Genomic DNA, 23,993 nt, shown 5'->3' with positions numbered 1-23,993 from the left:
CCCCCCCCCCCGCCCCGCCGCCCCCCCCCCCCCCCCGCCCCCCGCCCCCCCCCCCCCCCCCCCCCCCCCCCCCCCCCCCCCCCCTCGTCCGGGGAGCGGGCGTCAGCCCTGGGCGCCCTCGCCGGCCGGCTTGCCGCCGCGGGTGCGGCGCCGGTTGCGGCTGCGTCGCGGTCGGTCCTGGCCCTCGCCGGAGCGCTGGCCGCCCTCGGAGCGCTCGCCCCGGCCGCCGTCGCGTCCACCACGGCCACCGTCCCGGCCACCGTCGCGCCCGCCGCGGCCCTGACCGCCCCGGCCGCCGTCACGGCCGCCGCGACCGGTGCCCCGGCCGCCGGAGCGACCGGTCTCGCCGAGGTCCTCGAGCACCTCGGCGTCGAGGCCCTCGCGGGTGCGCTGGGCGCGGGGGAGCCGGCCCTTTGTGCCCTCGGGGATGCCGAGGTCGGAGTACAGGTGCGGGGAGGAGGAGTAGGTCTCCATCGGCTCGGGGATGCCGAGGTCGAGGACCTTGTTGATCATCCCCCAGCGGTGCAGGTCGTCCCAGTCGACGAAGGTGACCGCGGTGCCGGTGTTGCCCGCGCGGGCGGTGCGCCCGATGCGGTGCAGGTAGGTCTTCTCGTCCTCGGGGCACTGGTAGTTGATGACGTGCGTGACGTTCTCGACGTCGATGCCGCGGGCCGCGACGTCGGTGGCGACGAGGACGTCGACCTTGCCGTTGCGGAACGCGCGCAGCGCCTGCTCGCGGGCGCCCTGGCCGAGGTCGCCGTGGATGGCGGCGGCCGCGAAGCCGCGCTCGACGAGGTCGTCGGCGACCTTGGCGGCGGTGCGCTTGGTGCGGCTGAAGACGATGGTCAGCCCGCGGCCCTCGGCCTGGAGCATCCGGGCGAGCATCTCGACCTTGTCCATCGCGTGCGCGCGGTAGACGAACTGCTCGACGGCCTTGACGGTGTGGGCGTTCTCCTGGTCGTCGCCCATCGCGCGGATGTGCGTCGGCTGGTTCATGTAGCGGCGGGCCAGGGTGACGACGGCGCCGGGCATCGTCGCCGAGAAGAGCATCGTCTGGCGGCCGGCGGGGGTCATCGCGAGGATCTTCTCGACGTCGGGCAGGAAGCCGAGGTCGAGCATCTCGTCGGCCTCGTCGAGGACGACGATGCGCGCGTGGCCGAGCTGGAGGTGGCCCTGCTGGGCGAGGTCGATGAGCCGGCCCGGCGTGCCGACGACGACCTCGACGCCCCGCTTGAGCGCCTCGACCTGGGGCTCGTAGGCGCGGCCGCCGTAGACGGTGAGGACGCGGATGCCGCGGGTCGCGCCGGCCCGCTCGAGGTCGCCGGCCACCTGGACGGCGAGCTCGCGGGTGGGGGCGACGGCCAGGGCCTGCGGCTTGCCGGCGGACGGCAGGTCGGCGAAGCCCTCGTCGCCGGGGGCGACGACGCGGTTGAGCATCGGGATGCCGAAGCCGAGGGTCTTGCCGGTGCCGGTCTTGGCCTGGCCGATGATGTCGTGGCCGCCGAGGGCCACCGGGAGGGTCATCGCCTGGATGGGGAAGGGGCTCGTGATGCCGTGCGAGGCGAGCGCGCCGACGATGTCCTCGTGGATGGGGAAGTCGGCGAAGGTGGGGTCTGCGGGGGTCTCGGTGGTCGGGGCGTCGGCGACGTCGGTCATGGACTCTCTTCCGGATCGGCAGGCGCGCGGGGTGCGCGCGAGCGCAGGAGCTGCGGGCCGATCGGAGGTCTTCGAGGGCGGTCGCGGCGTCCCGGGGGACTCGTGGCGCTCGCCCGTCATGGTCACTGTTCTGCGTGCCGACCGGGCACCGTTGACCCCCACATCCTACCGTTAGGCTCCGGTGACATGGACCAGGACCCGTCGGAGGCCCCCGGCTACGACGCCGCCGTCGTCGACCTCCTCGGGGTCCTCGCGTACGGCGAGCTGACCGCCTTCATCCGGATGGCGGCCGACTGCGACGTCGCGCCGACCCTGTCCCTCAAGTCCCAGATGGGCCAGCTGGCGACCACGGACTACCTGCACTACCAGCAGCTGAGCGAGCACATGGTGGGCCGGGGCATCGACCCCGAGGCGGCGATGGCGCCGTTCGTCGCCCCGATCGCCGCCTTCCACGAGCGCACCCGTCCGCGGGGATGGCTCGAGGGTCTCGTCAAGGCCTACGTCGGCGACGGGATCGCCAAGGACTTCTACCGCGAGATGTCGGCCTTCGTCGACGAGGAGACCCAGGGGGTCATGCAGGGCGCGCTCGAGGACGCCGGCCACGCCGACTTCGTCGTCCAGATCGTCCGCGACTCCATCCGCACCGACCGCAGCACCGCGGGCCGGCTGGCGCTGTGGGGGCGGCGGCTGCTCGGCGAGGCGCTCTCGCAGGCCCAGGCGGTGGCCGTCGAGCGGGAGGCGATGGCCGCCCTGCTCGTCGGCGGTGGCGTCGACCTCGGCGAGGTCGGCCGGATGTTCACCCGGCTCACCGACAACCACCAGCGGCGGATGACCCGGATGGGTCTGGACTCCTAGGCCGACGCACACGACGAGGCCCCCACCGCGTGGTGGGGGCCTCGTGCGTGCTCGACGGGAGGGGTCAGGCCTTCTTCGAGGCGACGAACCGCTCGTAGCCGACGACGAGCAGGGCGGCGACGGCGATCGAGGTGATCCACCGCAGCCAGTCGATGCTGCCGTCGTCCTTGGGGGCGCCCCAGATCCAGTAGCCGATGAGCGCGCCGACGATGCCGAGGACGACGGTCATCAGCATGCTGATGGCCTGCCGGCCGGGCAGGACGAGACGGGCGAGGATGCCGACGATGGCGCCGAAGATGATGGTGCCGATGATGCCGAGGACCACGGTGGCTCCTTTCGGGGCGGGACGCCCCTGGACTGCTCCGGCCGCACCGGAGGCGCGGGCTCCGGGGGACCCGGGGCGTCCTCGACGCTAGACCTTCGACGAAGGTTCGTCAAACATTCGACGCGGCCTGTCCCGAGGGCTATCGGTGCAGGTCAGCGATGGTGACCAAACGTTCAGGAGATGGCGCCGAAGCCGACCCGGCCCTTCTCGGACTCGCCGACCTGGACCCAGCCGACCGCGCGGCCCGGGACGAGGACGGTGCGGCCCTTGGTGTCGGTGAGCCGGAGCACCGCGTCGGGGGAGGCGAGCGCCGCGTCGACGGCCTTGCCCACCTCGGTGGCGTCGGCGTCGGTCTCGACGGTGAGCTCGCGGGCGACGTTCTGGACGCCGATGGTGACCTCCACGGGGCACACACCTTTCGGGTTCGTCGCGGGCCGGGCCCGCGGGGTGGGATCTCGCGCTCAGGCTAACGGGCGCCGCCCGGCGGCTGTTCCGGGACCGGGGGCGTGTTCGCCGAGGGCTCAGCCGCCGACCTTCGGGAACGAGCCGAGGCCGCGCCAGGCGAGGAGGCTGATGATGCGCGCCGCCTCGCCCTCGGGGATGTCGCCGTCCTGGGCCAGCCAGTGCCGGGCCGCGACCTGGGCCATCCCGGCCAGCGCCGAGCCGAGGAGGAGCGCGCGCTCGTCGTCGACCCCGGTGTCCTCGGCGATGACCTCGCTGATCGCCTCGGCGCAGCTGAGCTCGACGGCGTCGAGGCGGGCCCGGACCTGCGGGACGCTCGTGAGGTCGGACTCGAAGACCATCCGGAAGGCGGCGTCCTCGCGGCTCACGAAGTCGAAGTAGGCGGCCACCGTGGCCCGGACACGCTGCTCGTTGTCGCCGTCGGTGTGCTCGAGGGCGCGCCGGACGAGCTGCTCGAGGGTCTCGCAGTGCGTGTCGAGGAGGGCGAGGTAGAGGTCGAGCTTGCCCGGGAAGTGCTGGTAGAGCACCGGCTTCGAGACACCCGCGCGCTCGGCGATCTCGTCCATCGCGGCGGCGTGGTACCCCGACTGGACGAAGACGGCCTGCGCGGCCTCGAGCAGCTGGGCGCGGCGCTCGCTGCGCGGCATCCGCGGGCTGCGGGCGGTCGTGGTGCTGCTGGTCATGGGTCCTCCGGCGGGTGGCGTGGCTCGTCATCCTACGGACGGGTAGCCCGGGACCGGGGGAGCGGACCACGTCGGTGTTAGGTTCGCCGGCATGGCGCGTCCCCCGCTGGTGCCGCCGGGTCCGGAGCTCACCGCCGCCGAGCGGAGCCGCTTCGCCCGCCACCTGCTGCTGCCCGCCCTCGGCCTCGACGGCCAGCGCCGGCTGCGGGCCGCGCGCGTGCTCGTCGTCGGCGCCGGGGGGCTGGGGTCGCCGGCGTTGCTCTACCTCGCCGCCGCCGGGGTGGGCACCATCGGGGTCGTCGACGACGACGTCGTCGAGGTGACCAACCTCCAGCGCCAGGTCGTGCACGGGGTCGCCGACGTCGGCCGCGCCAAGGTCGACTCCGCGGCGGAGGCGGTGCTCGCCGTCTCGCCGGACACCGAGGTGGTGCGCCACCGCGAGCGGCTCGACGAGGGGTCGGCGCTGGCCGTCCTCGCCGACTACGACCTCGTCCTCGACGGAGCCGACAACTTCCCGACCCGCTACCTCGTCGGCGACGCCTGCGCGCGGCTCGGCGTCCCCCACGTCTGGGGGTCGGTGTACCGGTTCGACGGGCAGGTGTCGGTCTGGTGGGCCGGCGAGGGTCCCTGCTACGCCTGCGTCTTCCCGCAGCAGCCGCCGCCGGACGCCGTGCCGTCGTGCGCGGTCGGCGGGGTGCTCGGGGCGGTGTGCGCGTCGGTCGGGTCGGTCATGGCGACCGAGGCGGTCAAGCTCGTCACCGGGGTGGGCGAGGTCCTCGTCGGGCGGTTGCTCGTCCACGACGCGCTGCGCCAGACGTGGGACGCCGTGCCGGTGCGCCGCGACCCGGCGTGCCGCGTGTGCGGCGCCGGCGCCGAGGTCGCTCGGCCCCTCGGCTGGGCGACCAAGCGGGCGTCCGAGGGCACGGAACCTGCTGTCGCGGAAGGCGGCCGGCCGGGTGTCGAGGTGTCCGAGCTGGCGGCACTGCTGCGCGATCGGGAGTCCGGCGGCGCCGCGTTCACGCTGCTCGACGTCCGCGAGCCGGGCGAGCGCGACGTGGCCGCCATCCCCGGGTCGGTGCTGCTGCCGGTGGGGCGGGTCCGGCGCGGCGAGGACGTGCCGGGGTCCGGGGGCCGGGTGTACGTGCACTGCAAGTCGGGTGGGCGCTCGGCGGAGGCGGTCGACCTGCTGCGCGCCCGGGGCGTCGACGCGGTCGACGTGCTGGGCGGGGTGCTCGCGTGGTCGCGTGACGTCGACCCGTCGGTGCCGACGTACTAGGACCTGTTGTGGCACAGGATGTCTCGCGCTTCCGTACCGCCCAGGACTCGGGCGGCACGTACGCGACGGCGCTGGCCGAGCTGCGGGCGGGGCGGAAGCGGTCGCACTGGATGTGGTTCGTCTTCCCGCAGGTCGCGGGGCTCGGGCAGAGCCCGACGGCGGTGTTCTTCGGGGTCGACGGGCTCGCGGAGGCGCGGGCGTACCTCGCCGATGCGGTGCTGCGGGCCCGGCTCGTCGAGTGCTGCGAGGCGCTGCTGGGGCTGCCGGGTTCGGACCCGGTGGCGGTGCTCGGGGGCATCGACGCCCTGAAGCTGCGGTCGTCGATGACGCTGTTCGCGCGGGCCTCCGGGGAGGGCGCCGGCGGGGTGTTCCGGGCTGTCCTCGCGCGGTACTTCGGCGGCGAGGAGGACCCGGCGACGATCGCCCTGCTGCGACCCTGAGTCGGGCTACGCCACCGCCGGGTCGAGGTGAAACTGGACCCGTCGGCGGTCGAACATCACCTCGACCCGCGGGGACGCCGGCTGGGTCGAGGTGAAACGGGACCCGTCGGCGGTCGAACATCACCTCGACCCAGCGCACCTGGCCCGCCGTCCGGGTCGTCACGCCCGGTGTCGGCCCGGCGTGGTGGAATCGCGTCGTGCTCGTCCTCCGTCGTCCCACCCCCGGTCCGGCGACGGCACCGCCCCTCGACGCCGACCAGCGGGCGGCCGTCGACGCCGACGCCCCGGTCGTGCGCGTCGTCGGGGGCCCCGGCACCGGCACGAGCACCGTCGCCGTCGAACGGGTCGTCCGGGCGGTGGTGCAGGACGGCGCGCCGGCCGACGGCTGCCTGCTGCTCGCCCCCACCCGGCTCGCGGCCGCCCGGCTGCGCGACCTCGTCACCGTGCGGGTCGGCGGCACGACCACGACGCCGCTCGCGCGCACCCACCAGTCGTTCGGGTTCGGGCTGCTCCGCGAGGCCGCGGCCCTCGAGGGTGGCGACACCCCCCGCCTGCTCAGCGGCCCGGAGCAGGACGTCATCCTCCGCGAGCTGCTCGCCGGCCACGCCTCCGGTGACACCCCGGCACCGCCCTGGCCCACGTCGGTCGAGCCGGCCCTGGGCACCCGCGGCTTCCGTGCCGAGCTGCGCGACCTGCTGATGCGTGCCCTCGAGCTCGGCCTGACCCCCGCCGACCTCGAGGCCCTCGCCGCCGCCCACGACCGTCCCGAGTGGTCGGCCGGCGCGGCCGTGCTGCGCGAGTACGAGGACGTCACCGCCCTCGGCGCACCCGGTGCCTTCGACCCGGCCGCCATTCTCACCGCGGCCGCCGACCTGCTCGAGACCGACGACGCGGCCCTCGACCGGCTGCGCCGCCGCCTGCGGCTCGTCGTCGTCGACGACGCCCAGGAGCTGACCCCCGCCGCCCTGCGCCTGCTGGCCGTCGTCACCGCCGGCACGGGCGCCCCGCTCGTGCTCGCCGGCGACCCGGACGCCGCCACCCAGACCTTCCGCGGTGCCGACCCCCGGCTCTTCCTCACGGCCTGGCCCGACGCGCCCACGCACCTCCTCGGCACCGGACACCGGTGTGCCGCACCGGTGGCCGAGGCGGTGCATCGGGTCGTCACGCACATCGGCGTCGTCGGCGGCGCCGGCCACCGTCGCCCAGGGCCGGTCCACGCAGAGCCGGGTGCCCGCGCCGAGGCGCACCTGCTCCGCACCGGGGCGCAGGAGGGAGCGTTCGTCGCGGGCCTGCTCCGCGAGGCCCACCTGCTCGACGGGACGCCGTGGTCGCGGATGGCGGTCATCGTGCGCGGCGGCTCGCGCACGGCCACCCTCCGGCGAGCGCTGCGCTCGGCCGGCGTCCCGCTCGACACCGCGGTCGCCGACCTCCCCGTGCGCGACGAGGTGGCCGTCCGGCCGCTCCTCGCCCTCCTCGGCAGCGCGCTCGAGGTGCTGGGCGGCGCCGAGGCCCTCGACCCCGAGGTCGTCGTCGACGTGCTCACCTCCCCGCTGGGCGGGGCCGACGCCGTGAGCCTTCGACGCCTGCGCAGGTCGCTGCGCCGCCTCGAGCTCGAGGCCGGTGGCGGGCGCCCCAGCGACGTGCTCCTCGCCGAGGTGGTGCTCACGCCCGCGGCCCTCGACCACGTCGGCCCGGAGGCCGCGCCCGCCCGCCGGGTCCACCGGGTCCTCACCGCCGCCGTCGAGGGACTGCGCGACGGCGACGGCGTCGAGGAGGTCCTCTGGGCGATGTGGAGCGCGTCCGGCCTCGCGACCCCGTGGCGGGAGCTCGCCCTCGCGGGTGGTCCGGCCGGTGCACGTGCCGACCGTGACCTCGACGCCGTCCTCGGGCTCTTCGAGGCGGCCGGCCGCTACGTCGACCGGCTCCCCGGCTCCACCCCCGCGTCCTTCCTCGACCACCTGCTCGGGCAGGACGTCGCCGGCGACACCCTCGGTGCCCGAACCGTGCAGGGCGAGTCCGTCGCGCTCCTCACGCCGGCCGCAGCGGCCGGCCTCGAGTGGGACCTCGTCGTCGTCTCCGGTGTGCAGGAGGGGATCTGGCCCGACCTCCGGCTCCGCGGCTCGCTCCTCGGCTCCGCCGACCTCGTCGACGCCGTGCTCGGCCGCGACACCTCGCCGCGGGCCGCCCGGGCCCTCGTCCGGCACGACGAGACCCGGCTCTTCCACGTGGCGGTCAGCCGCGCGCGGCGGCGGCTGGTCGTCACCGCGGTGCGCAGCGAGGACGAGCAGCCCTCGCCGTACCTCGACGTCGTCGACCCCCGTCCGGACGCCCGGCCGTTCACCGACGTGCCGCGCCCGATGACCCTCCCCGGGCTCGTCGGCGAGCTGCGGCGCACCCTCTTCCACGCGGACCCCGCCCTGCGTGGCGCGGCCGTCACGACCCTCGCCCGGCTCGCCCGCGAGGGGGTGCCCGGCGCCGACCCGGCGCAGTGGTGGTCCCTGCGCGCGACGACCGACGACCGCCCGCGCCGCGCCGAGGGCGTCCCCGTCCGCGTCTCGCCCTCGATGGTCGACCGCTTCGGTCAGTGCGGTCTCCAGTGGGTGCTGCGGGCCAGCGGCGGCGACGGCCCGTCGATGGGTGCCCAGGACATCGGCACGCTCGTCCACGAGGTCGCCCACGACCTCGGCGACACCGACACCGCCGCCTACGCCGCCGAGCTCGAGAAGCGGTGGGGCAGGCTCGGGTTGCCTCCCGGATGGCTCTCCCGGCGAGACCTCGCCCGGGCCACGGCGATGACCGACCGGCTCGCCACGTACCACCGCGAGGCCGACGCAAGCGGGTGGCGACGGGCCGCGTCCGAGCAGGCGATGCGGGTGGCGCTCGGCCGCGCCGTCGTCGGCGGCACGGTCGACCGCGTCGAGGTCGGTCCGGGGGGCAGCGTGCGCGTCGTCGACCTCAAGACCGGGTCGCGCAAGCCGACCAAAGACGACCTCGCCCGCCACGGGCAGCTCGGCGCGTACCAGCTCGCGGTCGAGGCGGGCGCCTTCGCCGAGCACGGGTCGGGCTCCGGCGGCGCGGCCCTCCTCCAGCTCGGCCGGGCCGCGAACAAGGCGACGACGCTCCAGGTGCAGGTGCCCCTCGCCGACGACCCCGTCGACCCGACCTGGGCGCGCGACCTCCTGGAGGCCACCGCAGAGGGCATGGCCGCCGCCACCTTCACGGCACTCCCGGCCCGCGAGGTGTGCGGCACCTGTCAGGTCAAGGACTCCTGCCCGGCTCAGCCCGAGGGGCGACGCCTGTGAGTACCGTTCCGGCACACCGGTGGTCGGCCGTCGAGCTCGCCAAGGAGCTCGGCCAGCCGTACGCGCCGACCCCCGAGCAGGCGGCCGTCATCGAGGCCCCGCTCGAACCGCTGCTCGTCGTCGCCGGCGCCGGGTCCGGCAAGACCGAGACGATGGCGGCGCGGGTCGTCTGGCTCGTGGCCAACGGGCTGGTGCGCCCCGACGAGGTCCTCGGCCTCACCTTCACCCGCAAGGCGGCCGGTGAGCTCTCCGAGCGGCTCGTCGCCCGGCTCGCCACGCTGCGCGAGGCCGGGCTGTGGACCCCGGCCGAGGAGGACGGTGCCGCCGTCCTCGACGACACCCCGACGGTCTCCACCTACCACGCCTACGCCGGGCGGATCGTGCGCGAGCACGGGCTGCGCCTCGGGGTCGAGCCCGAGAGCAGGCTCCTCACCGAGGCGGCGGCCTGGCAGTTCGCCCACGAGGCCGTCGTCGCGTGGGACGGCCCGATGGACGAGGTCGACAAGGCCGAGGCCACGGTGACGACCGCGGTCGTCGACCTCGCCGGCGAGCTGGCCGAGCACCTCGTCGAGCCCGCGGAGGTGGCCGCGCACCTCGCCGAGGTCGTCGCGACCCTCGACGCCCTCGTCAAGCCCGACGGCTCCCGCAAGCGCACCAACCCGATGCGCGACACCGTCGCGGTGCTGCGCCAGCGGGCCGCCGTCGTCCCGCTCGTCGAGGCGTACCACGCGCTCAAGCGCTCCCGCGACGCGATGGACTTCGCCGACCAGATGGCGCTGGCCGCGCGTCTCGCCCTCCTCGTGCCACAGGTCGGGGCGGCCGAGCGCCGGCGCTTCCGGGCCGTCTTCCTCGACGAGTTCCAGGACACCTCCGAGGCCCAGCTCCAGCTGCTCCGCTCGCTGTTCGTCGCCAAGGGCGAGCCGGTGCCCGTCACCGCCGTCGGCGACCCCCACCAGTCGATCTACGGCTGGCGCGGTGCGTCGTCGACGACCCTCGACCGCTTCCGCACCGACTTCCGCGACGGCGGCCCGGCGCAGGTCCTCCACCTGTCGACGAGCTGGCGCAACGACCGGTCGGTCCTCGCTGCCGCCAACGTCGTCGCCGCCCCGCTCGCCGCGGCCGCGCGGGTCGACGTCCGCGAGCTCGCCGAGCGCCCGGGGGCCGGGCCGGGGCACGTCGCCGTCGCCCGCCTCGCGACGCTCGAGGACGAGGCCCGGCACGTCGTCGACTGGGTGTCCCGGCGGATGGCCCGGCCCGGCCGCTCGACGGCAGCGGTGCTGTGCCGCAAGCGATCCCAGTTCGACCCCGTCGTCGAGGCGCTCGAGGCCGCCGGCGTCCCGTTCGAGGTCGTCGGCCTCGGCGGGCTGCTGCACACCCCCGAGGTCGCCGACCTCGTCGCGCTGCTCCACGTCGTCCAGGACCCCACCCGCGGTGACCGGCTGATGCGCCTGCTCACCGGGCCGTCCTGCCGCCTCGGGGCGGCCGACCTCGACGGGCTGGGGGAGTGGTCGCGCGCGCGGCAGGGCATCCGCCGCCCCGGGCGCGGCGCCGACCTCGCGCCCGACGCCGGCGAGCGCGCGAGCATCATCGAGGCCCTCGACGACCTGCCGCCCGCCACGTGGGTCGGTGACGAGGGCCAGCGGATCGCCCCGGTCGCGCTCACCCGACTCGACGGGCTCGGCGCCGCCGTCCGTCGCCTGCGCTCGCTCACCGGCCTCGGCCTCCCCGAGCTGGTCGCCGAGGCCGAGGTGGCCCTCGGGCTCGACATCGAGGTCCTCGCCCGCCCCGGGTACAGCCCCGGTGCGGCGCGCGCGCACCTCGACGCCTTCGCCGACGTCGCGGCGACGTTCGGGGCCAGCGCCGACCGCGCGAGCCTCGGTGGCTTCCTCGCCTGGCTCGAGGCGGCCGTCGACGAGGAGCGCGGCCTCGACCTCGGCTGGGTGGAGGCCCGCCCGGACGCGGTCCAGGTGATGACCGTCCACGCCGCCAAGGGCCTGGAGTGGGACGTCGTCGCGGTACCGGGCCTCGTCGAGTCCTCGTTCCCCGCGCACTCCGCGACGCAGGGCAAGGTCGTCGGCGACGCCTGGGGCCACGCCGAGCCGAACGACAGGGGGTGGCTCGTCGGTCTCGCGACGCTGCCCTACGACCTGCGCGGCGACCGCGACGGCCTCCCACGTTTCGGCTGGGCCGACCCGCACGACTGGGACTCGGTGCAGGAGGCCCACGAGCGGTTCACCCGGGCGGTCGCCGAGCACGGGGTCGCCGAGGAGCGCCGGCTCGCCTACGTCGCGACGACCCGCGCCCGCGCCGACCTGCTGCTCACCGCGCACGTCTGGGGCTCGGCGTCGACCCCGCGCGTCACGTCCCGCTTCCTCGAGGAGGTCCGCGCCGCCGCGGCCGTCGTCCCCGGGCCGTGGGTCGACCTCCCGCCGGTCGACGAGCCGGCACCGCAGAACCCCCGCACCGCCGAGACCGCCACCGTCGTCTGGCCGACGCTCGACCACCTCGAGCGCCGCGAACGCCTCCTGGCCCCGGCCCGGGCGGTCGCCGACGCCGCCGCCTCGGCCCCCGCACCGGGTGCCGGCCCGTGGGACACCGAGTTGGCGATGCTCCTCGACGAGCGGGCCCGCCGCCGCGCCGGGGCCGACGTCGACGTGCCGCTGCCGCCGCACCTGTCCACCTCCGCGCTCGTCGCGCTCGCCGAGGACCCGGTGGCCTTCACGAGCCGGCTGCGGCGCCCGATGCCGCAGCCGCCGACGCTGGCCGCCCGCCGGGGCACCGCCTTCCACGCCTGGGTCGAGGAGCACTACTCCCGGGCCGCGATCGTCGACGTCGACGCGCTGCCCGGCTCGGCCGACGACCCGGACGGCGCCGACCTCGCGACGCTGCGGGCGGCGTTCCTCGCCTCGCCGTGGGCCGCGATGACCCCGGTCGAGGTCGAGACGAGCGTCGAGACCGTCCTCGACGGCATCGCGGTGCGCGGCCGCGTCGACGCGGTCTTCGAGGAGCAGGGCGAGGACGGCGAGCCGCTGTGGACGGTCGTCGACTGGAAGACCGGGGCGCCGGCCACCGGCGAGCGCGGGCGGGCCCGGGCCCTCCAGCTCGGGGCCTACCGGCTCGCGTGGGCCCGGCTGCGCGGGGTCGGGCCCGAGCGGGTGCGGGGCGCGTTCTTCCACGCGGCGACCGGCGAGACCGTGTGGCCCGAGCTGCCGGGCGAGGCCGAGCTCAGCCGAGTCCTCGGCGCTGCTCGCTGATGTCGTCGGGGTCGTCGCCGTCCGCGGCCTCGTCCCCGTCGCCGGAGGGCTCCGGGGTCACGGCCTCCTCGGGGTCGATCTCGAGCCACGCGGGCGGGGCCCCCCGGGCCGGCGACGGCGGCTCGACGACGCCGGGCTCGTCCTCGTCGACGGGAGGCTCGTCCTCGACAGCCGGCTCGTCCGCCCGCTCGGCGGGCACCTCCGGGAGCTGCTCGTCGTCGTCCTCGTCGACGACGAGGGCCGGCGGCGGCGTCATCCGCGTGCGCACCGAGACCGGGGCGAGCGAGGTGCGGCGGTAGTCGTCGTCGTCGAGGTCCTCGGTGGCGTGCACCTGGTCGTCGAGCCGGCGCAGCTGGGTGGCCAGCACCTCGACCGCCGCGACGTCCTTGCGGGCCAGGGCGTCCATGAGCCGGGTGAGCATCCCCAGCTCGGCGCTCAGCCGGGCCCGGACGAGGAGGTTGGCGTCGGGGCGCTCGACGCGGGCGTGGGCGTACGCCTCGAGGACGGTCTCGACGGCCTCGGGGGAGGCCTCGGCGACGAGGGCCGCGAAGTCGTCGGCGGGGTCGGCGACCTTGGCGTCCTCCCAGCCGGTGACGGCCTTGATCCGGCCGGTGGAGGAGTCGGCGTCGTCGTCGAAGACGGCCAGCACCTCCTCGCCGGTGAGGTCGCCGTGGGTGGGGACGGCGGCGAAGCGCCAGAGCGTGACGTCCTCGAGCGCCTTCTCCCAGCGGGTGAGCAGGCTGGTCGGCACCCGGCCGGTCTCGGCGGCCCGGTCGAGCTCGGCGAGCCGGCGGGTGCGGTAGGCGTCGGCGTCGTAGCTCGGTAGGCCGGCCTCCTCGAAGAGCGCCGGGTCGGTGTTGTGCAGCGCGGCGAGCGCCCGCCCCAGCTCGGCGGCGAGCCCGGGGCCGGGCGGCAGCGCGCCGAGCTCGAGGGAGTGCCCGGGGAGGAAGGGGTAGACGGCGGCGCGACCCCCCTGCTCGAGGGCGACGAAGCCGCGCGGCGCGGGCACGGCGAACGGCAGCCGCCGGGCGAGCAGCCCGAGCAGGGCGACGGCACGGTCCATCTCGGCCCCGGCGACGTCGGTGCGCGGCGCGCGCACCACCCACCGCCGGTGCTCCTGGTCCTGGACGAAGGCGACGTCGAAGGACTGGCCGGGCAGGGTGGGCAGGGCCTCGACGCTCACCGGGTCGAGGCCCGGCACGGCGGCACTGGCCAGCGCCGCGAGGAATGAGGGGCTGCGGTCCACGCCCCCACGGTAGGCCGTGACCGCCGCCTAGGCTGGGACGCGTGGCCCGAGCCGACCATCTCCTCCCCGACGTCGCCCTCACCCGACAGGTCCTCGACCGTCGGGCCGACCTGCGCACCGACCCCGCGCTGCTGACCCGCCTGCTCGCCGACCCGACCACCCGGGTCTTCCGGCTCCGGGGGGATGCGGCCGAGGTGCTCGACGCCGGCGACGGCGGCCTGCGCGTCCGGCTCGGCCCCCCGGAGCCGGTGGACGCCGACCACCTCGTCGTCTACCTCGGCGAGGCGGGCGGGACCCACCACCTCGGGGTGGCCGAGGACCTGCCCGAGGGCGCGGTCGCCCCGGAGGGGCTGCGGACCCTGCGGCAGGCGGGTGCCCGGCTCGACGACCTGGGCGCCGCGATCTTCGTGACGACGCTGGCGCTGGCCAACTGGCACCGCAGCCACGGGTACTGCCCGCGCTGCGGCCGCCCGACCGTCCCGGTGCTCGCCGGGTGGGTCCGGCACTGCCGCGCCGACGACAGCGAGCACTACCCGCGCACCGACATGGCGGTCATCATGGCCGTCGTCGACGCCGACGACCGCATCCTCCTCGCGCGGGGAAAGGGGTTCCGCGGCAACGGGATGTCGGTGCTGGCCGGCTTCGTCGAGCCCGGCGAGACGCTCGCCGCGGCCGTCGCGCGCGAGGTGGCCGAGGAGGTGGGCGTCGAGGTCACCGACGTGACCTACCTCGGCGACCAGCCCTGGCCGTTCCCGACCTCGCTGATGCTGGGGTTCACGGCGCGTGCCCTCTCCACCGAACTGACCCTCCAGGACACCGAGATCGAGGCCGCCCGGTGGTTCACCCGCGACGAGCTGGCGGCGGCGGTCGCCGACGGCTCGCTCGCGGTGTCCGGGCGGGTGTCCATCTCGCGCCGCCTGCTCGAGCACTGGTACGGCGGACCGGCCGAGGCCCCGGACGTCGCCCTGCGCTGAGGTCGCCTCGCGACGACGACCCGGCTCAGCCGAGGCGCTCGCGGACCTCGGCGAGCGAGGGGTTCGTCGCGGCGGAGCCGTCCGGGAAGAGCACGGTCGGCACGGTCTGGTTGCCGCCGTTGACGAGCATGACGAAGTCGGCGGCGTCGGGCTTGCGCTCGATGTCGACCTCGGTGAAGGCGATGCCCTCGCGCTCGAGCTGGGCCTTGAGGCGGCGGCAGTAGCCGCACCACGTCGTCGAGAACATCGTCACGGTGCCGGCGGCGGGCGCTGCGGGGGTGCTCATGGGGTCGTCAACAGCGGAACGGCCATCGGCCTTCCCGGGCGCCGGGACCGTCGGCACCGCGACCTAGGATCGACCCGATGTCCCTCCTCCCCGTGCACCCCGGCGCCGACGACGTGCTCGACGCGCTCGACCCCGAGCAGCGCGAGGTCGCCGCGCACCCCCTCGGCCCGATGTGCGTCCTCGCGGGTGCCGGCACGGGCAAGACCCGGGCCATCACCCACCGCATCGCCTACGGCGTCCTGTCCGGCGCCTACCAGCCGCAGCGCGTGCTCGCCGTCACCTTCACCGCCCGCGCCGCTGGCGAGATGCGCACCCGCCTGCGCGACCTCGGGGTCGGCGGTGTGCAGGCCCGCACCTTCCACGCCGCGGCCCTGCGCCAGCTGCACTACTTCTGGCCGCAGGCCGTCGGCGGGGCGGCCCCCGAGGTGATGCCGCACAAGGCGAGCGCGGTCGCCGAGGCCGGGGGCCGGCTGCGCCTGCGCCTCGACTCCCCGGCCGTGCGCGACCTCGCCTCCGAGATCGAGTGGGCCAAGGTCTCGATGCTCACGGCCGACACCTACCCCGCGGGCGCGGCCCGGGCCCGTCGCGAGCCACCCGCCGGTCTTGACGCCACGGCGATGGCCCGGATGATCGCCACCTACGAGGACGTCAAGTCCGACCGCGGCGTCATCGACTTCGAGGACGTCCTGCTGCTCACGGCCGGCATCATCGGCGAGCACGAGCAGGTGGCCCGCGCCGTCCGCGGCCAGTACCGGCACTTCGTCGTCGACGAGTACCAGGACGTCAACCGGCTCCAGCAGACCCTCCTCGACCTCTGGCTCGGCGGGCGCGAGGACGTCTGCGTCGTCGGCGACCCCGCGCAGACCATCTACTCGTTCACCGGCGCCTCGCCGCAGCACCTGCTCGGCTTCCGCTCGGCCCACCCGCAGGCCCGGGTCGTCGAGCTCGTACGCAACTACCGCTCCACCCCGCAGGTCGTCGGCCTGGCCAACCTCGTGCTGCGCAGCCCCGGGGGCGGGCGGCGGGCTGGCTCGGTCGAGCTGCGGGCCCAGCGCGACGACGGCGTCGTGCCCGAGCTCCTCGTCGCCGACGACGACCCCGCCGAGGCCGACCAGGTCGCGGCCCGCATCGCCGACCTCGTCGCCGCGGGACACCCCCCGTCCGAGATCGCGGTGCTCTTCCGGACGAACGGGCAGAGCGAGCAGTTCGAGTCCGCCCTCGCCGAGCGAGGCATCCCGTACCTCGTGCGCGGCGGCGAGCGGTTCTTCTCGCGTCGCGAGGTGCGCGACGCCATCGTGCTCATGCGGGGTGCGGCCCGGTCCGACGACGGCGAGGTGCCGCTGCCCGACCTCGTCCGCGACGTGCTGCTCGGCGCGGGCTGGACCCGCGAGGCGCCGACGTCCGGGGGAGCGGCCCGCGAGCGCTGGGAGTCGCTCGCCGCGCTGGCCGGTCTCGCCGACGACGTCGCGGCCCTCGACCCCGAGGCGCGGCTGCCGGTGTTCGTCCGTGAGCTCGACGAGCGGGCGGCCGCCCAGCACGCGCCGACGGTTCAGGGGGTCACCCTCGCCTCGCTGCACGCCGCCAAGGGCCTGGAGTGGGACACGGTGTTCCTCGTCGGCTGCTTCGACGGGCTGATGCCCATCACGATGGCCGACACTCCCGAGGAGATCGAGGAGGAGCGACGGCTCCTGTACGTCGGGCTCACCCGGGCCCGCGACCGCCTCGTCCTCTCGTACGCCCGCGCCCGCACGCCCGGCGCCAAGGGGACCCGACGGCCCTCGCGCTTCCTCGACGGCACCGAGTCGGTCCTCGGCGCGGGTGCCCGCAGCCAGCCGCGCCGGAAGAAGGCCTCGGCCAAGGAACGGGCCGCGGCCCCCACCGTCTGCCGCGTCTGCGGCGGCGGGCTCGCGACGGCCAAGGAGCGCACCATCGGCCGGTGCACCGCCTGCCCCCCAACGATGGACGAGCAGCTCTTCGACGAGCTGCGGGGCTGGCGTCTCGAGACCGCGCGCGAGCTCGACGTGCCGGCCTACGTCGTCTTCACCGACGCCACGCTGACGGCCATCGCCGAGCGTGAGCCCGCCGACACCCGCGAGCTGTCGCGCATCAACGGTGTCGGTCCCGCCAAGCTCGAGCGCTTCGGTGACGATGTCCTCACGATTGTGAAGAATTTTTCCGAGGCGCAGAACGGTTGAGCCGCAGGGCAGTTCGCCTCACGTTCGGCCACTGTTCGACCGCACGCCGGTATTAATGCGTTGCCGCGCGTTCGCGGCGGGTCCTACAGTGTCGGGGAACACCTCGCGTGCCCGCCCGGGCACGGACCCAGCACCGAGACCGCGAAGGAGGGTTGGAACCGATGGAGAAGACGATGTCGACGAACGGCACGCCGGCGATGGCTGCTGCCTGCACGACCTCCGATGCCGTCTGGTACGGCTCCAACACCGCCCACGCGGTCGATCGGGCTCAGGTCCAGGGGCGCACCGTGTCCGCTGCCGCTCTCGGCATGCGTGACCGCGTCGTCGCCGGTGGCACCGCCGGCTTCGGCATCGCCCTCCCGACCACGGGATCCGTTCGTCTCCGCCTCGAGGGGCCACCTGTCTAGCACCAGGTAGCCACCACCTCGAGGCCGCGGATCCCCCCAGGGATCCGCGGCCTTTCTCGTATGCACCCCCGGGGGACCGGGCACCACAGACCACCACCACGCGAGGACCAGCAGACATGACGACCACCAGCGAGCGGCGCGACCCGCACCGCCCCCCGAGTACCAGCCCGCGCCACACCCGGCGCTCGACGAACGGAGGTGACACCCCCATGCAGCTGACCGACCTTCTCGACCTGCACGACACGGCCGTCATCGACGGCGAGGGGATCCCCTGCCGCGAGAACGACGCCGAGCTGTGGTTCGCCGACACCCCCGAGGGCGTCGAGTTCGCCAAGGCGCTCTGCCGCACCTGCCCGGTGCGGGAGACCTGCCTCGCCGGCGCGCTCGACCGTCGCGAGCCCTGGGGCGTCTGGGGCGGGGAGTACTTCGTCCAGGGCGAGGTCGTGGCGCGCAAGCGCCCCCGCGGCCGCCCCCGCAAGACCGAGGTCGCCGCCTGAACGGCGGTGCACCGCAACCGAACACCTGATGAGGAGAACCACGATGTACACACGCCGGATGCAGCGCATCCGCCGCATGGTGCACCAGCGCGACGTCCACGAGACGCAGCGCCGGGAGCGCGAGGCGGCGAACCGCGAGCAGATGCGTGCGGTCGTCCACGCCATCGTCCGATGAGCACGGCGCCCGCACCGCGCACCGCCCCCGACACCGCGTCGGGGGCGGTGCCCGTTCCACCCCTGCGCGAGCGTGACTTCTGGCGCGCCGTCGCGTCGACCGTGCTGGCTACGCTGAGCCCATGGCCGCGCTGACGATCGCCCAGGACCCCGCCGCCGACCAGGTGCTCTCCGAGGACCCGTTCGCGCTGCTCGTCGGCATGCTGCTCGACCAGCAGTTCCCGATGGAGCGCGCCTTCGCCGGTCCGGCCAAGATCCTCGAGCGCTTCGGCACGCTCGACCCCGCCGAGGTCGCGGCCGCGGACCCCGAGCCGTTCGCCGACCTCTGCGCGACGCCGCCGGCCATCCACCGCTACGGCCGCTCGATGGCCGGCCGCGTGCAGGCGCTGGCCGCCGTCGTCCGCGACGAGTACGCCGGCGACGCGTCGACGCTCTGGAGCACCGCGAGCACCGGCGCCGAGCTCGTCACCCGCATCCGCGCCCTCCCGGGCTTCGGCGACCAGAAGGCCCGCATCTTCGCCGCCCTGCTCGGCAAGCAGCTCGGTGTCCGTCCCGACGGCTGGGAGGACGCCTGCGGCGCCTACGCCGAGGCCGGGTCGTTCCGCAGCGTCGCCGACGTCGTCGACCCCGAGTCGCTCCAGAAGGTCCGCGACTTCAAGAAGGCCGCCAAGGCCGCCGCGAAGGCCAAGGCCTGAGCATGCCCGGCGGGTCCGCCGAGGCCGCCGCGATGGTCTGCGCCACCTGCGGCGCGACCCCGACCCCCGACGAGGCCCCCACCGCCGCCCTCACGTGGAGCCGTGGCACCGAGAACGGCCGCGAGGTCTGGACCTGCGCGGCGTGCAGCCGCCGCCACCTGCGCAGCATCGAGGGCAAGCTCGACTCGGCCTGGTGGTGAGCTAGGCGCCGGGGTCCGGGGGCAGGCGGGACTCGTCGACACCGGGGAGGTAGGCGCAGATCATCTCGCGCAGCGGCACCGTGCCGCCGACCTGGCTGAGCACGCCGATGCCGCCGAGCCAGACCCGGTGGATGAGCAGGTACTCGGGCGGCAGGTTGAGCTTGAGCCCGACGAGGAACTGCGGCCGTCGCGGGTCCTGGATCTGGGCCGCGGCACCGCGCAGCCACGCCCGGTTGGGGGTGAACTCCTCGTGGAGGATCGGCTCGACGAGGGGCTCGAGGTACTCGACGAGCCCCTGCGGGTCGATCTCGATGCCCGGGCGGATGAACCCGGCCCGGCGCAGCACCCGGACGAGCTCGTCACCGTCCCCGGCGAGGGCGGCCGTGAGGATGCCGCCCATCTCCGGGGGCAGGCCGTCGGGGAGCCGGTTGACGGCCCCGAAGTCGAGGACCCCGAGCCGGCCGTCCGGGGTGACCCGGAAGTTGCCCGGGTGCGGGTCGGCGTGCAGCAGCCGGGCCCGCGTGGGCGCCCGGAGCTGGAACTCGAGGTAGAGCGAGGCCGCCTCGTCGCGCTGCTCCTGCGTGCCCTCGGCGATGACCCGGGCCAGCGGCGTGCCCTCGACCCACTCGGTGACGAGCACCTGGGGCGACTCGACGAGGACGTCGGGGACCAGCACGTCGTCGTCGCCGGCGAAGGCCCGGGCGAAGTGCCGCTGGTGGCGGGCCTCGAGGGAGTAGTCGAGCTCCTCGGACATCCGCGCCCGCAGCTCGTCCATGATCGGCTTGACGTCGATGCCGGGCACCATCGACCCGGCCATCCGGGCCACCCGGGCGATCTGGTTGAGGTCGGAGAGCAGGGCCTTGCCGGCGCCGGGGTACTGGATCTTCACCGCGACCTCGCGGCCGTCGCGCCACACGCCGCGGTGCACCTGGCCGATGGAGGCCGCCGCCGCCGGGGTGTCGTCGAACTCCACGAGCTTGGTGGAGGCCCACCGCGGCCCGAGCTCCTCGGCGAGGATGGCGTGCACGCGGTCGGCGCCCATCGGCGGACCGGACTCCTGGAGGCGGGTGAGGGTCGCCCGGTAGGGCCCGACGACCTCCTCGGGCATCGCGGCCTCCATGACCGACAGCGCCTGCCCGAACTTCATCGCGCCACCCTTGAGCTGCCCGAGCACGGAGAAGAGCTGCTCGGCGGTGCGGGCCTGGAGCTCGGCGGCGACGGCCTCGGCCGGGCGGCCGCCGACCCGCTTGCCGACCCCGAGCGCGGCGCGTCCGGCGTGCCCGAGCGGGAGCCCGGCCAGTCGCGCGGCGCGCGCGATCGAGGAGCCGGGGATCTCTCTCTCGCGCTCGCTCACCCCGCCATTCTCACCGACGAGCACCGACAGCCGGGACGGGAGGTCCAGACCCTGTGCAGGACCGAGGTCCCACGGGGGCCGACCTCGGTGGAGACACCGGCCAGCGAGAGGTCGCCCCGCCCGACCGCGAAGGTGACGACGACGGCCACGGCGGCGGCGAGGACGACGGTCGGCGGGTCGGCGGCCCGGGGCCCCGGGCGGGGGACCGCGCCGGCGGCGCAGCCGAGGCAGGGCGAACGCCCCGGGACGACGAGCGGGCCGACGACCACCGACCCGTCACCGCCCGCGAGCGGGAGCACCGGCACCCCGGCGGACTCCCACGGCGCGGCGAGGCTGGGCGCGTCGACCCACCCGGGCCGGTGGCCGTCGCTGACGAGGACCACCGCTGAGGGTGCGGGGGAGCCGGCGGCCAGGGCCAGCTCGGCGGCGTCGGCGGCGTGCGCCCCGGCCCGCACCTCGACCCGACAGCGGCGCAGCTGGGCGCTGACCTCGTCGGCGAGCCGGCCCCACCCGTCGACGACGACCGGTCCGCGCGCCGCGTCCATGCCGACCTCCCGTCCCGTGGCTGCCGTCATCCTGCCGGGACGGCGACCGTGGCCGCGGGCGTCGTCCACAGGCTGCGGAGCGCCGGCGCCCCGAGGGTCGAGGTGATGGGCGACCCGGAGGTGGTCGGGTTTCACCTCGACCGCTCGAGGGCTGGGCCGGGTCGAGGTGATGGGAGACCCGGACGTGGTCGGGTTTCACCTCGACCGGCGGTGTCCGGGCACGACGACGGCCCCGGACCGTTGCGGGTCCGGGGCCGTCGTCGTGGGGTCTCGGCGGCTCAGGCCTTGCCGAGGATGCGGTTGAGGTTCGTGCCGCAGACCGGGCACTGGCCCTTGGCCATCCGCCGCCCGTTCTCGGAGACGACGACCTTCCCCTCGGCCTCGCGCTTCTCCTTGCACTTCACGCAGTAGAACTCGCCCTTGTAGGTCTCGTCAGCCATCGACGCTCTCCTTGTCACCCGACCGCCGGAGGCCCCGGTGCCGGACAGAGGTGCCACCCGAGGGCGGCCTGGACGTTCACACAGTAGCCACGCCGGGGCCCCACGCCCCGTGGCCACGCGGCGCCACGCGGGGGAATCGCCGCAGGTGGGGCCACTTCCGTACCTTCCGTCACACCAGCCTCCCAGGCCGTAGAGTCGGTCCCGTGGCCAGCCCCGACGTCGAGGTCCGCCGCAGCCGCAGGCGCCGCCGCACGGTCAGCGCCTACCGCGACGGCGGCCGCACGGTCGTGCTCATCCCCGCCTCCTTCTCGGCCGCCGAGGAGGCCCGGTGGGTGGAGCGGATGCTCGCCCGGCTCGAGCGCGGGGAGGCCCGCCGGCCGGTCAGCGACGACGCCCTCGCCGAGCGGGCCGCGCGCCTCTCCACCCGCTACCTCGGCGGGCACGCCCGGCCGCAGTCGGTCCGCTGGGTCTCGACGATGGAGAAGCGCTGGGCGTCCTGCACCCCGGCCGACGGCAGCATCCGCGTCTCGGACCGGCTGCGGGAGGTCCCCGACCACGTCCTCGACTACGTCCTGCTCCACGAGCTCGCCCACCTGCTCGTCACCGGGCACGGGCCCGCGTTCTGGCGGCTGCTGGCCTCGTACCCGCGCCTCGAGCGCTCGCGCGGCTTCCTCGACGGCCTCGCGCACGCCTCGGGCATGCCCGCGTCAGACGAGCCCGAGGGCCCTGCGGCAGACGGCGACGAGGGGTGACAGCTCGGCGCGCGTCCCCTCGGGCAGGGCGTCCACCGGCCACCACCGCACGTCGAGCGACTCCTCGCTGACCCGCGGCCCGACGCCCTCGGGTGCCACCGCGGCGAACCGCACGTCGAGGTGCTCGCGGCAGTGCCCGAAGTCGCCCTCGAGGACGTGCCGGTCGAGCTGCACCGGGTCGGGCAGCGGCTCGAGCGCGTCGAGCCCGGACTCCTCACGGCCCTCGCGCCGGGCGGCCGCCCACAGCGAGGCGTCACCCTCCTCGAGGTGGCCGCCGAACTGGAACCACTGGCGCGCCCTCCGGTGGTGGGTGAGGAGCACCCGCTCGCCGGCCCGGTCGAGGACGACGCACGACGCGGTGAGGTGCTCGGGCGGCCCGGCCTTGGCCACGCCCTCGGGGTGCGAGCCGAGGAACGCGAGGTAGGACCGGCGCAGCTCCTCCTGGGCGGCGTCGGGCGCACGCCACCCGCCGAGGACGCGGGCGGCGTCGGCGTGCAGGTGGGCGAAGGAGCGGGCGACCTCGGCGGCCCGGGTCACCGCTCGCCCTCGTCGCGCAGCAGCGCGTCGAGCTCGGCGTCGAGGTCGTCGGTGGCCGGCTCGGCGGTGCGCTCGACGTAGCCGAGCGGGTCGTCGAGGTCGGCGGTCGACGGCGCGAGGTCCGGGTGGCGCCAGGCGCCGTCGCGGGCGCCGGGGCCGGCGGAGTCCTCGAGCGCGCGGAAGAGGTTGGCGGCGTCGCGCAACCGGCGCGGGCGCAGCTCGAGCCCGACGAGCGCCCCGAACGCCTTCTCGGCCGGACCGCCGCTCGCGCGGCGGCGGCGGACGGCCTCACCGAGCGCCACGGCGGCCGGGAGGTGCTCGGCGACGGCCCGCTCGGTGACGACGTCGACCCAGCCCTCGACGAGGGCGAGCAGCGTCTCGAGCCGGCCGAGCGCGGCGACCTGGGCGGGGGAGTGCTGCGGCGCGAACATCCGCCCGCGCAGGGCCTCCTGGACGGCCTGGGGGTCGGAGGGGTCGATCGAGCGGACCGCCTCCTCGATGCCGTCGGTGTCGATGGTGATGTCCGAGGCGTAGTCGCGCACGGCGGCCAGCAGCCCTGCGGAGAGCCACGGGACGGCCCCGAACAGCCGGACCCGGGCGACCTCCCGCACGGCGAGGTACAACCGGGCCTGGGGCTCGTCGACCTCGAGGCCCTCGGCGAGCTCGTGCAGCGCGGCCGGCATGAGGACGACGTCGGGGGCCGCGACGAGCGGCAGCGAGACCTCGCACCCGGTGACGACCTCACCCGCGAGCTGACCGACCCCCTGCCCGAGCTGGAGCGAGAACATCGACCCGTGCATCCGCCGGAGCATCGGCCCGGCCTGGTCCATCATCCCGGCCATGCCCTCGGGCAGCGCGCCCTCGGGCAGGTCACCGAGCTGGCGGGCCATCGCCTCGGTGACGGCGTCGGTGACCCCCTCGGCGACCGGCTCGACGAGCCCGGTCCACACCGGCATCGTCGCCTCGACCCACTCGGCGCGGCTCCACGCGGTGCCGTGCAGCGCCGGGCCGGAGAGGTCGGTGACGGCGTCGAGCCACAGCCCGGCCACCTGGACGGCCTCGGCGGCGGCGCGCCGGTCGGCCTCGGAGGCCAGCGCGTCGCCGGCCGCCGCGACGGTCTTGCGGGCGGTGTCGGTGGCCATCGCGGCGTCGACGGTGGTGTCGCCGGCCGGCGCGGCGAACATCGCCTGTACCTGGCCCATGACCATCTGCAGCATCTGCGGGTCGACCTGGTCCAGGCCCATGCCCTTGACCATCGCGGCCAGCTGCGGGTCGAGCTCGCCGCCGCCGGTGAGGCCGCGGAGGACCTGCTCGAGCTCCGGGGGGAGGTCGGGGGTCTCGTCGTCGTCGGCGTGGTCGGTCACGGCCGGGCTCCTGCGGTTCGGGTGAGAGGATGTCGTCCTGTTGTACCCAACCACGGTCGCGCGGGAATCGTTCC

24 protein-coding genes are annotated in these 23,993 nt (G+C 75.7%); 13 read left to right on the top strand and 11 right to left on the bottom strand.

Annotation, left to right across the window (positions count from 1 at the left end):
• Window positions 1-102 precede the first annotated feature (102 nt).
• The gene (locus JQN70_RS10110) at window positions 103-1,656 is read right to left on the bottom strand and encodes a DEAD/DEAH box helicase (protein WP_204131201.1); all 1,554 of its coding nucleotides are present in this window, start codon (window positions 1,654-1,656) and stop codon (window positions 103-105) included.
• Window positions 1,657-1,842: 186 nt separating this feature from the next.
• On the opposite strand from JQN70_RS10110, the gene JQN70_RS10105 reads away from it, so the two are divergent.
• Window positions 1,843-2,511, top strand: coding sequence for a ferritin-like fold-containing protein (locus tag JQN70_RS10105; RefSeq protein ID WP_204131200.1), 669 nt, complete (start codon window positions 1,843-1,845; stop codon window positions 2,509-2,511).
• Window positions 2,512-2,575: 64 nt separating this feature from the next.
• Here the strand turns inward: JQN70_RS10105 and JQN70_RS10100 are convergent, their stop codons facing one another.
• From JQN70_RS10100 to JQN70_RS10090, 3 genes are all read right to left on the bottom strand, one after another.
• Window positions 2,576-2,836, bottom strand: coding sequence for a GlsB/YeaQ/YmgE family stress response membrane protein (locus JQN70_RS10100; RefSeq protein WP_204131199.1), 261 nt, complete (start codon window positions 2,834-2,836; stop codon window positions 2,576-2,578).
• Between the two features lie 173 nt (window positions 2,837-3,009).
• A complete protein-coding gene (locus JQN70_RS10095) occupies window positions 3,010-3,240 on the bottom strand; it encodes a DUF3107 domain-containing protein (protein ID WP_204131198.1) in 231 nt (76 codons plus the stop codon).
• A gap of 117 nt (window positions 3,241-3,357) precedes the next feature.
• Window positions 3,358-3,981: a TetR/AcrR family transcriptional regulator gene (locus JQN70_RS10090; protein ID WP_204131197.1), complete on the bottom strand. Its 624-nt coding sequence runs from the start codon at window positions 3,979-3,981 to the stop codon at window positions 3,358-3,360.
• A 91-nt stretch (window positions 3,982-4,072) separates the two neighbouring features.
• On the opposite strand from JQN70_RS10090, the gene moeB reads away from it, so the two are divergent.
• From moeB to JQN70_RS10070, 4 genes are all read left to right on the top strand, one after another.
• A complete protein-coding gene (gene moeB, locus JQN70_RS10085; RefSeq protein ID WP_204131196.1) occupies window positions 4,073-5,257 on the top strand; it encodes a molybdopterin-synthase adenylyltransferase MoeB in 1,185 nt (394 codons plus the stop codon).
• An 8-nt stretch (window positions 5,258-5,265) separates the two neighbouring features.
• Window positions 5,266-5,697 (top strand): DUF1810 domain-containing protein, encoded by a 432-nt coding sequence (locus tag JQN70_RS10080; RefSeq protein ID WP_204131195.1) that lies wholly within the window; start codon window positions 5,266-5,268, stop codon window positions 5,695-5,697.
• A 197-nt stretch (window positions 5,698-5,894) separates the two neighbouring features.
• A complete protein-coding gene (locus JQN70_RS20895; protein WP_204131194.1) occupies window positions 5,895-8,999 on the top strand; it encodes an ATP-dependent helicase in 3,105 nt (1,034 codons plus the stop codon).
• Window positions 8,996-12,253, top strand: a complete 3,258-nt coding sequence (locus tag JQN70_RS10070) for an ATP-dependent helicase (RefSeq protein WP_204131193.1) — start codon at window positions 8,996-8,998, stop codon at window positions 12,251-12,253. Before JQN70_RS20895 ends, JQN70_RS10070 begins: the two co-directional genes overlap by 4 nt.
• Here JQN70_RS10070 and JQN70_RS10065 read toward each other — a convergent pair.
• Window positions 12,225-13,499 carry a phosphotransferase gene (locus JQN70_RS10065; protein ID WP_204131192.1) on the bottom strand — a complete coding sequence of 425 codons (1,275 nt, stop codon included), beginning with the start codon at window positions 13,497-13,499 and terminating at the stop codon, window positions 12,225-12,227. The genes JQN70_RS10070 and JQN70_RS10065 overlap by 29 nt on opposite strands.
• A gap of 41 nt (window positions 13,500-13,540) precedes the next feature.
• On the opposite strand from JQN70_RS10065, the gene nudC reads away from it, so the two are divergent.
• Window positions 13,541-14,473, top strand: a complete 933-nt coding sequence (gene nudC, locus JQN70_RS10060) for an NAD(+) diphosphatase (protein WP_204131191.1) — start codon at window positions 13,541-13,543, stop codon at window positions 14,471-14,473.
• 25 nt (window positions 14,474-14,498) lie between these two features.
• Here the strand turns inward: nudC and JQN70_RS10055 are convergent, their stop codons facing one another.
• Window positions 14,499-14,759: a mycoredoxin gene (locus JQN70_RS10055; protein WP_204131190.1), complete on the bottom strand. Its 261-nt coding sequence runs from the start codon at window positions 14,757-14,759 to the stop codon at window positions 14,499-14,501.
• Between the two features lie 77 nt (window positions 14,760-14,836).
• Between JQN70_RS10055 and JQN70_RS10050 the strand changes: the two genes are divergently transcribed.
• The 6 genes from JQN70_RS10050 to JQN70_RS10030 all read left to right on the top strand — a co-directional run bounded on the left by JQN70_RS10050 (window position 14,837) and on the right by JQN70_RS10030 (window position 18,927).
• Complete coding sequence (locus JQN70_RS10050) at window positions 14,837-16,954, top strand: ATP-dependent DNA helicase UvrD2 (protein ID WP_239111355.1); 2,118 nt, start codon at window positions 14,837-14,839, stop codon at window positions 16,952-16,954.
• Between the two features lie 161 nt (window positions 16,955-17,115).
• Complete coding sequence (locus tag JQN70_RS10045; RefSeq protein WP_204131189.1) at window positions 17,116-17,361, top strand: hypothetical protein; 246 nt, start codon at window positions 17,116-17,118, stop codon at window positions 17,359-17,361.
• Between the two features lie 209 nt (window positions 17,362-17,570).
• On the top strand, window positions 17,571-17,858 hold the full coding sequence (locus JQN70_RS10040) for a WhiB family transcriptional regulator (RefSeq protein WP_204131218.1): 288 nt from the start codon (window positions 17,571-17,573) through the stop codon (window positions 17,856-17,858).
• Between the two features lie 43 nt (window positions 17,859-17,901).
• On the top strand, window positions 17,902-18,033 hold the full coding sequence (locus JQN70_RS20500) for a hypothetical protein (RefSeq protein WP_255546879.1): 132 nt from the start codon (window positions 17,902-17,904) through the stop codon (window positions 18,031-18,033).
• Between the two features lie 121 nt (window positions 18,034-18,154).
• Complete coding sequence (locus tag JQN70_RS10035; protein ID WP_204131188.1) at window positions 18,155-18,727, top strand: HhH-GPD-type base excision DNA repair protein; 573 nt, start codon at window positions 18,155-18,157, stop codon at window positions 18,725-18,727.
• A 2-nt stretch (window positions 18,728-18,729) separates the two neighbouring features.
• Complete coding sequence (locus JQN70_RS10030) at window positions 18,730-18,927, top strand: hypothetical protein (protein ID WP_204131187.1); 198 nt, start codon at window positions 18,730-18,732, stop codon at window positions 18,925-18,927.
• Between the two features lies 1 nt (window position 18,928).
• Here the strand turns inward: JQN70_RS10030 and JQN70_RS10025 are convergent, their stop codons facing one another.
• From JQN70_RS10025 to JQN70_RS10015, 3 genes are all read right to left on the bottom strand, one after another.
• Window positions 18,929-20,281 (bottom strand): ABC1 kinase family protein, encoded by a 1,353-nt coding sequence (locus JQN70_RS10025; protein ID WP_204131186.1) that lies wholly within the window; start codon window positions 20,279-20,281, stop codon window positions 18,929-18,931.
• On the bottom strand, window positions 20,278-20,826 hold the full coding sequence (locus JQN70_RS10020) for a hypothetical protein (RefSeq protein ID WP_204131185.1): 549 nt from the start codon (window positions 20,824-20,826) through the stop codon (window positions 20,278-20,280). The genes JQN70_RS10025 and JQN70_RS10020 overlap by 4 nt, the downstream gene beginning before the upstream one ends.
• A 278-nt stretch (window positions 20,827-21,104) precedes the next feature.
• Entirely contained in the window at window positions 21,105-21,266 is a 162-nt protein-coding gene (locus tag JQN70_RS10015; protein ID WP_013493366.1) for a DUF5679 domain-containing protein, read from the bottom strand.
• A 203-nt stretch (window positions 21,267-21,469) separates the two neighbouring features.
• On the opposite strand from JQN70_RS10015, the gene JQN70_RS10010 reads away from it, so the two are divergent.
• A complete protein-coding gene (locus tag JQN70_RS10010) occupies window positions 21,470-22,018 on the top strand; it encodes a M48 metallopeptidase family protein (protein WP_204131184.1) in 549 nt (182 codons plus the stop codon).
• On the opposite strand, the gene JQN70_RS10005 is transcribed toward JQN70_RS10010, so the two are convergent.
• Both JQN70_RS10005 and JQN70_RS10000 read right to left on the bottom strand, forming a co-directional pair.
• A complete protein-coding gene (locus JQN70_RS10005; RefSeq protein WP_204131183.1) occupies window positions 21,974-22,555 on the bottom strand; it encodes an NUDIX hydrolase in 582 nt (193 codons plus the stop codon). The genes JQN70_RS10010 and JQN70_RS10005 overlap by 45 nt on opposite strands.
• On the bottom strand, window positions 22,552-23,919 hold the full coding sequence (locus JQN70_RS10000) for a zinc-dependent metalloprotease (protein WP_307835908.1): 1,368 nt from the start codon (window positions 23,917-23,919) through the stop codon (window positions 22,552-22,554). Before JQN70_RS10000 ends, JQN70_RS10005 begins: the two co-directional genes overlap by 4 nt.
• Between the last annotated feature and the right edge of the window lie 74 nt (window positions 23,920-23,993).

Origin of the sequence: Phycicoccus sonneratiae (assembly GCF_016887965.1) — a bacterium.
Lineage (GTDB): Bacteria > Actinomycetota > Actinomycetes > Actinomycetales > Dermatophilaceae > Phycicoccus > Phycicoccus sonneratiae.
This window is presented reverse-complemented; position numbering and strand designations above follow the sequence as displayed.

Coding starts and splice junctions, on each gene's coding strand:
- JQN70_RS10110 (WP_204131201.1), bottom strand. CDS start 1,656: ATGACCGACGTCGCCGACGCCCCGACCACCGAGACCCCCGCAGACCCC.
- JQN70_RS10105 (WP_204131200.1), top strand. CDS start 1,843: ATGGACCAGGACCCGTCGGAGGCCCCCGGCTACGACGCCGCCGTCGTC.
- JQN70_RS10090 (WP_204131197.1), bottom strand. CDS start 3,981: ATGACCAGCAGCACCACGACCGCCCGCAGCCCGCGGATGCCGCGCAGC.
- moeB (WP_204131196.1), top strand. CDS start 4,073: ATGGCGCGTCCCCCGCTGGTGCCGCCGGGTCCGGAGCTCACCGCCGCC.
- JQN70_RS10055 (WP_204131190.1), bottom strand. CDS start 14,759: ATGAGCACCCCCGCAGCGCCCGCCGCCGGCACCGTGACGATGTTCTCG.
- JQN70_RS10050 (WP_239111355.1), top strand. CDS start 14,837: ATGTCCCTCCTCCCCGTGCACCCCGGCGCCGACGACGTGCTCGACGCG.
- JQN70_RS10045 (WP_204131189.1), top strand. CDS start 17,116: ATGGAGAAGACGATGTCGACGAACGGCACGCCGGCGATGGCTGCTGCC.
- JQN70_RS10040 (WP_204131218.1), top strand. CDS start 17,571: ATGCAGCTGACCGACCTTCTCGACCTGCACGACACGGCCGTCATCGAC.
- JQN70_RS20500 (WP_255546879.1), top strand. CDS start 17,902: ATGTACACACGCCGGATGCAGCGCATCCGCCGCATGGTGCACCAGCGC.
- JQN70_RS10035 (WP_204131188.1), top strand. CDS start 18,155: ATGGCCGCGCTGACGATCGCCCAGGACCCCGCCGCCGACCAGGTGCTC.
- JQN70_RS10030 (WP_204131187.1), top strand. CDS start 18,730: ATGCCCGGCGGGTCCGCCGAGGCCGCCGCGATGGTCTGCGCCACCTGC.
- JQN70_RS10020 (WP_204131185.1), bottom strand. CDS start 20,826: ATGGACGCGGCGCGCGGACCGGTCGTCGTCGACGGGTGGGGCCGGCTC.
- JQN70_RS10015 (WP_013493366.1), bottom strand. CDS start 21,266: ATGGCTGACGAGACCTACAAGGGCGAGTTCTACTGCGTGAAGTGCAAG.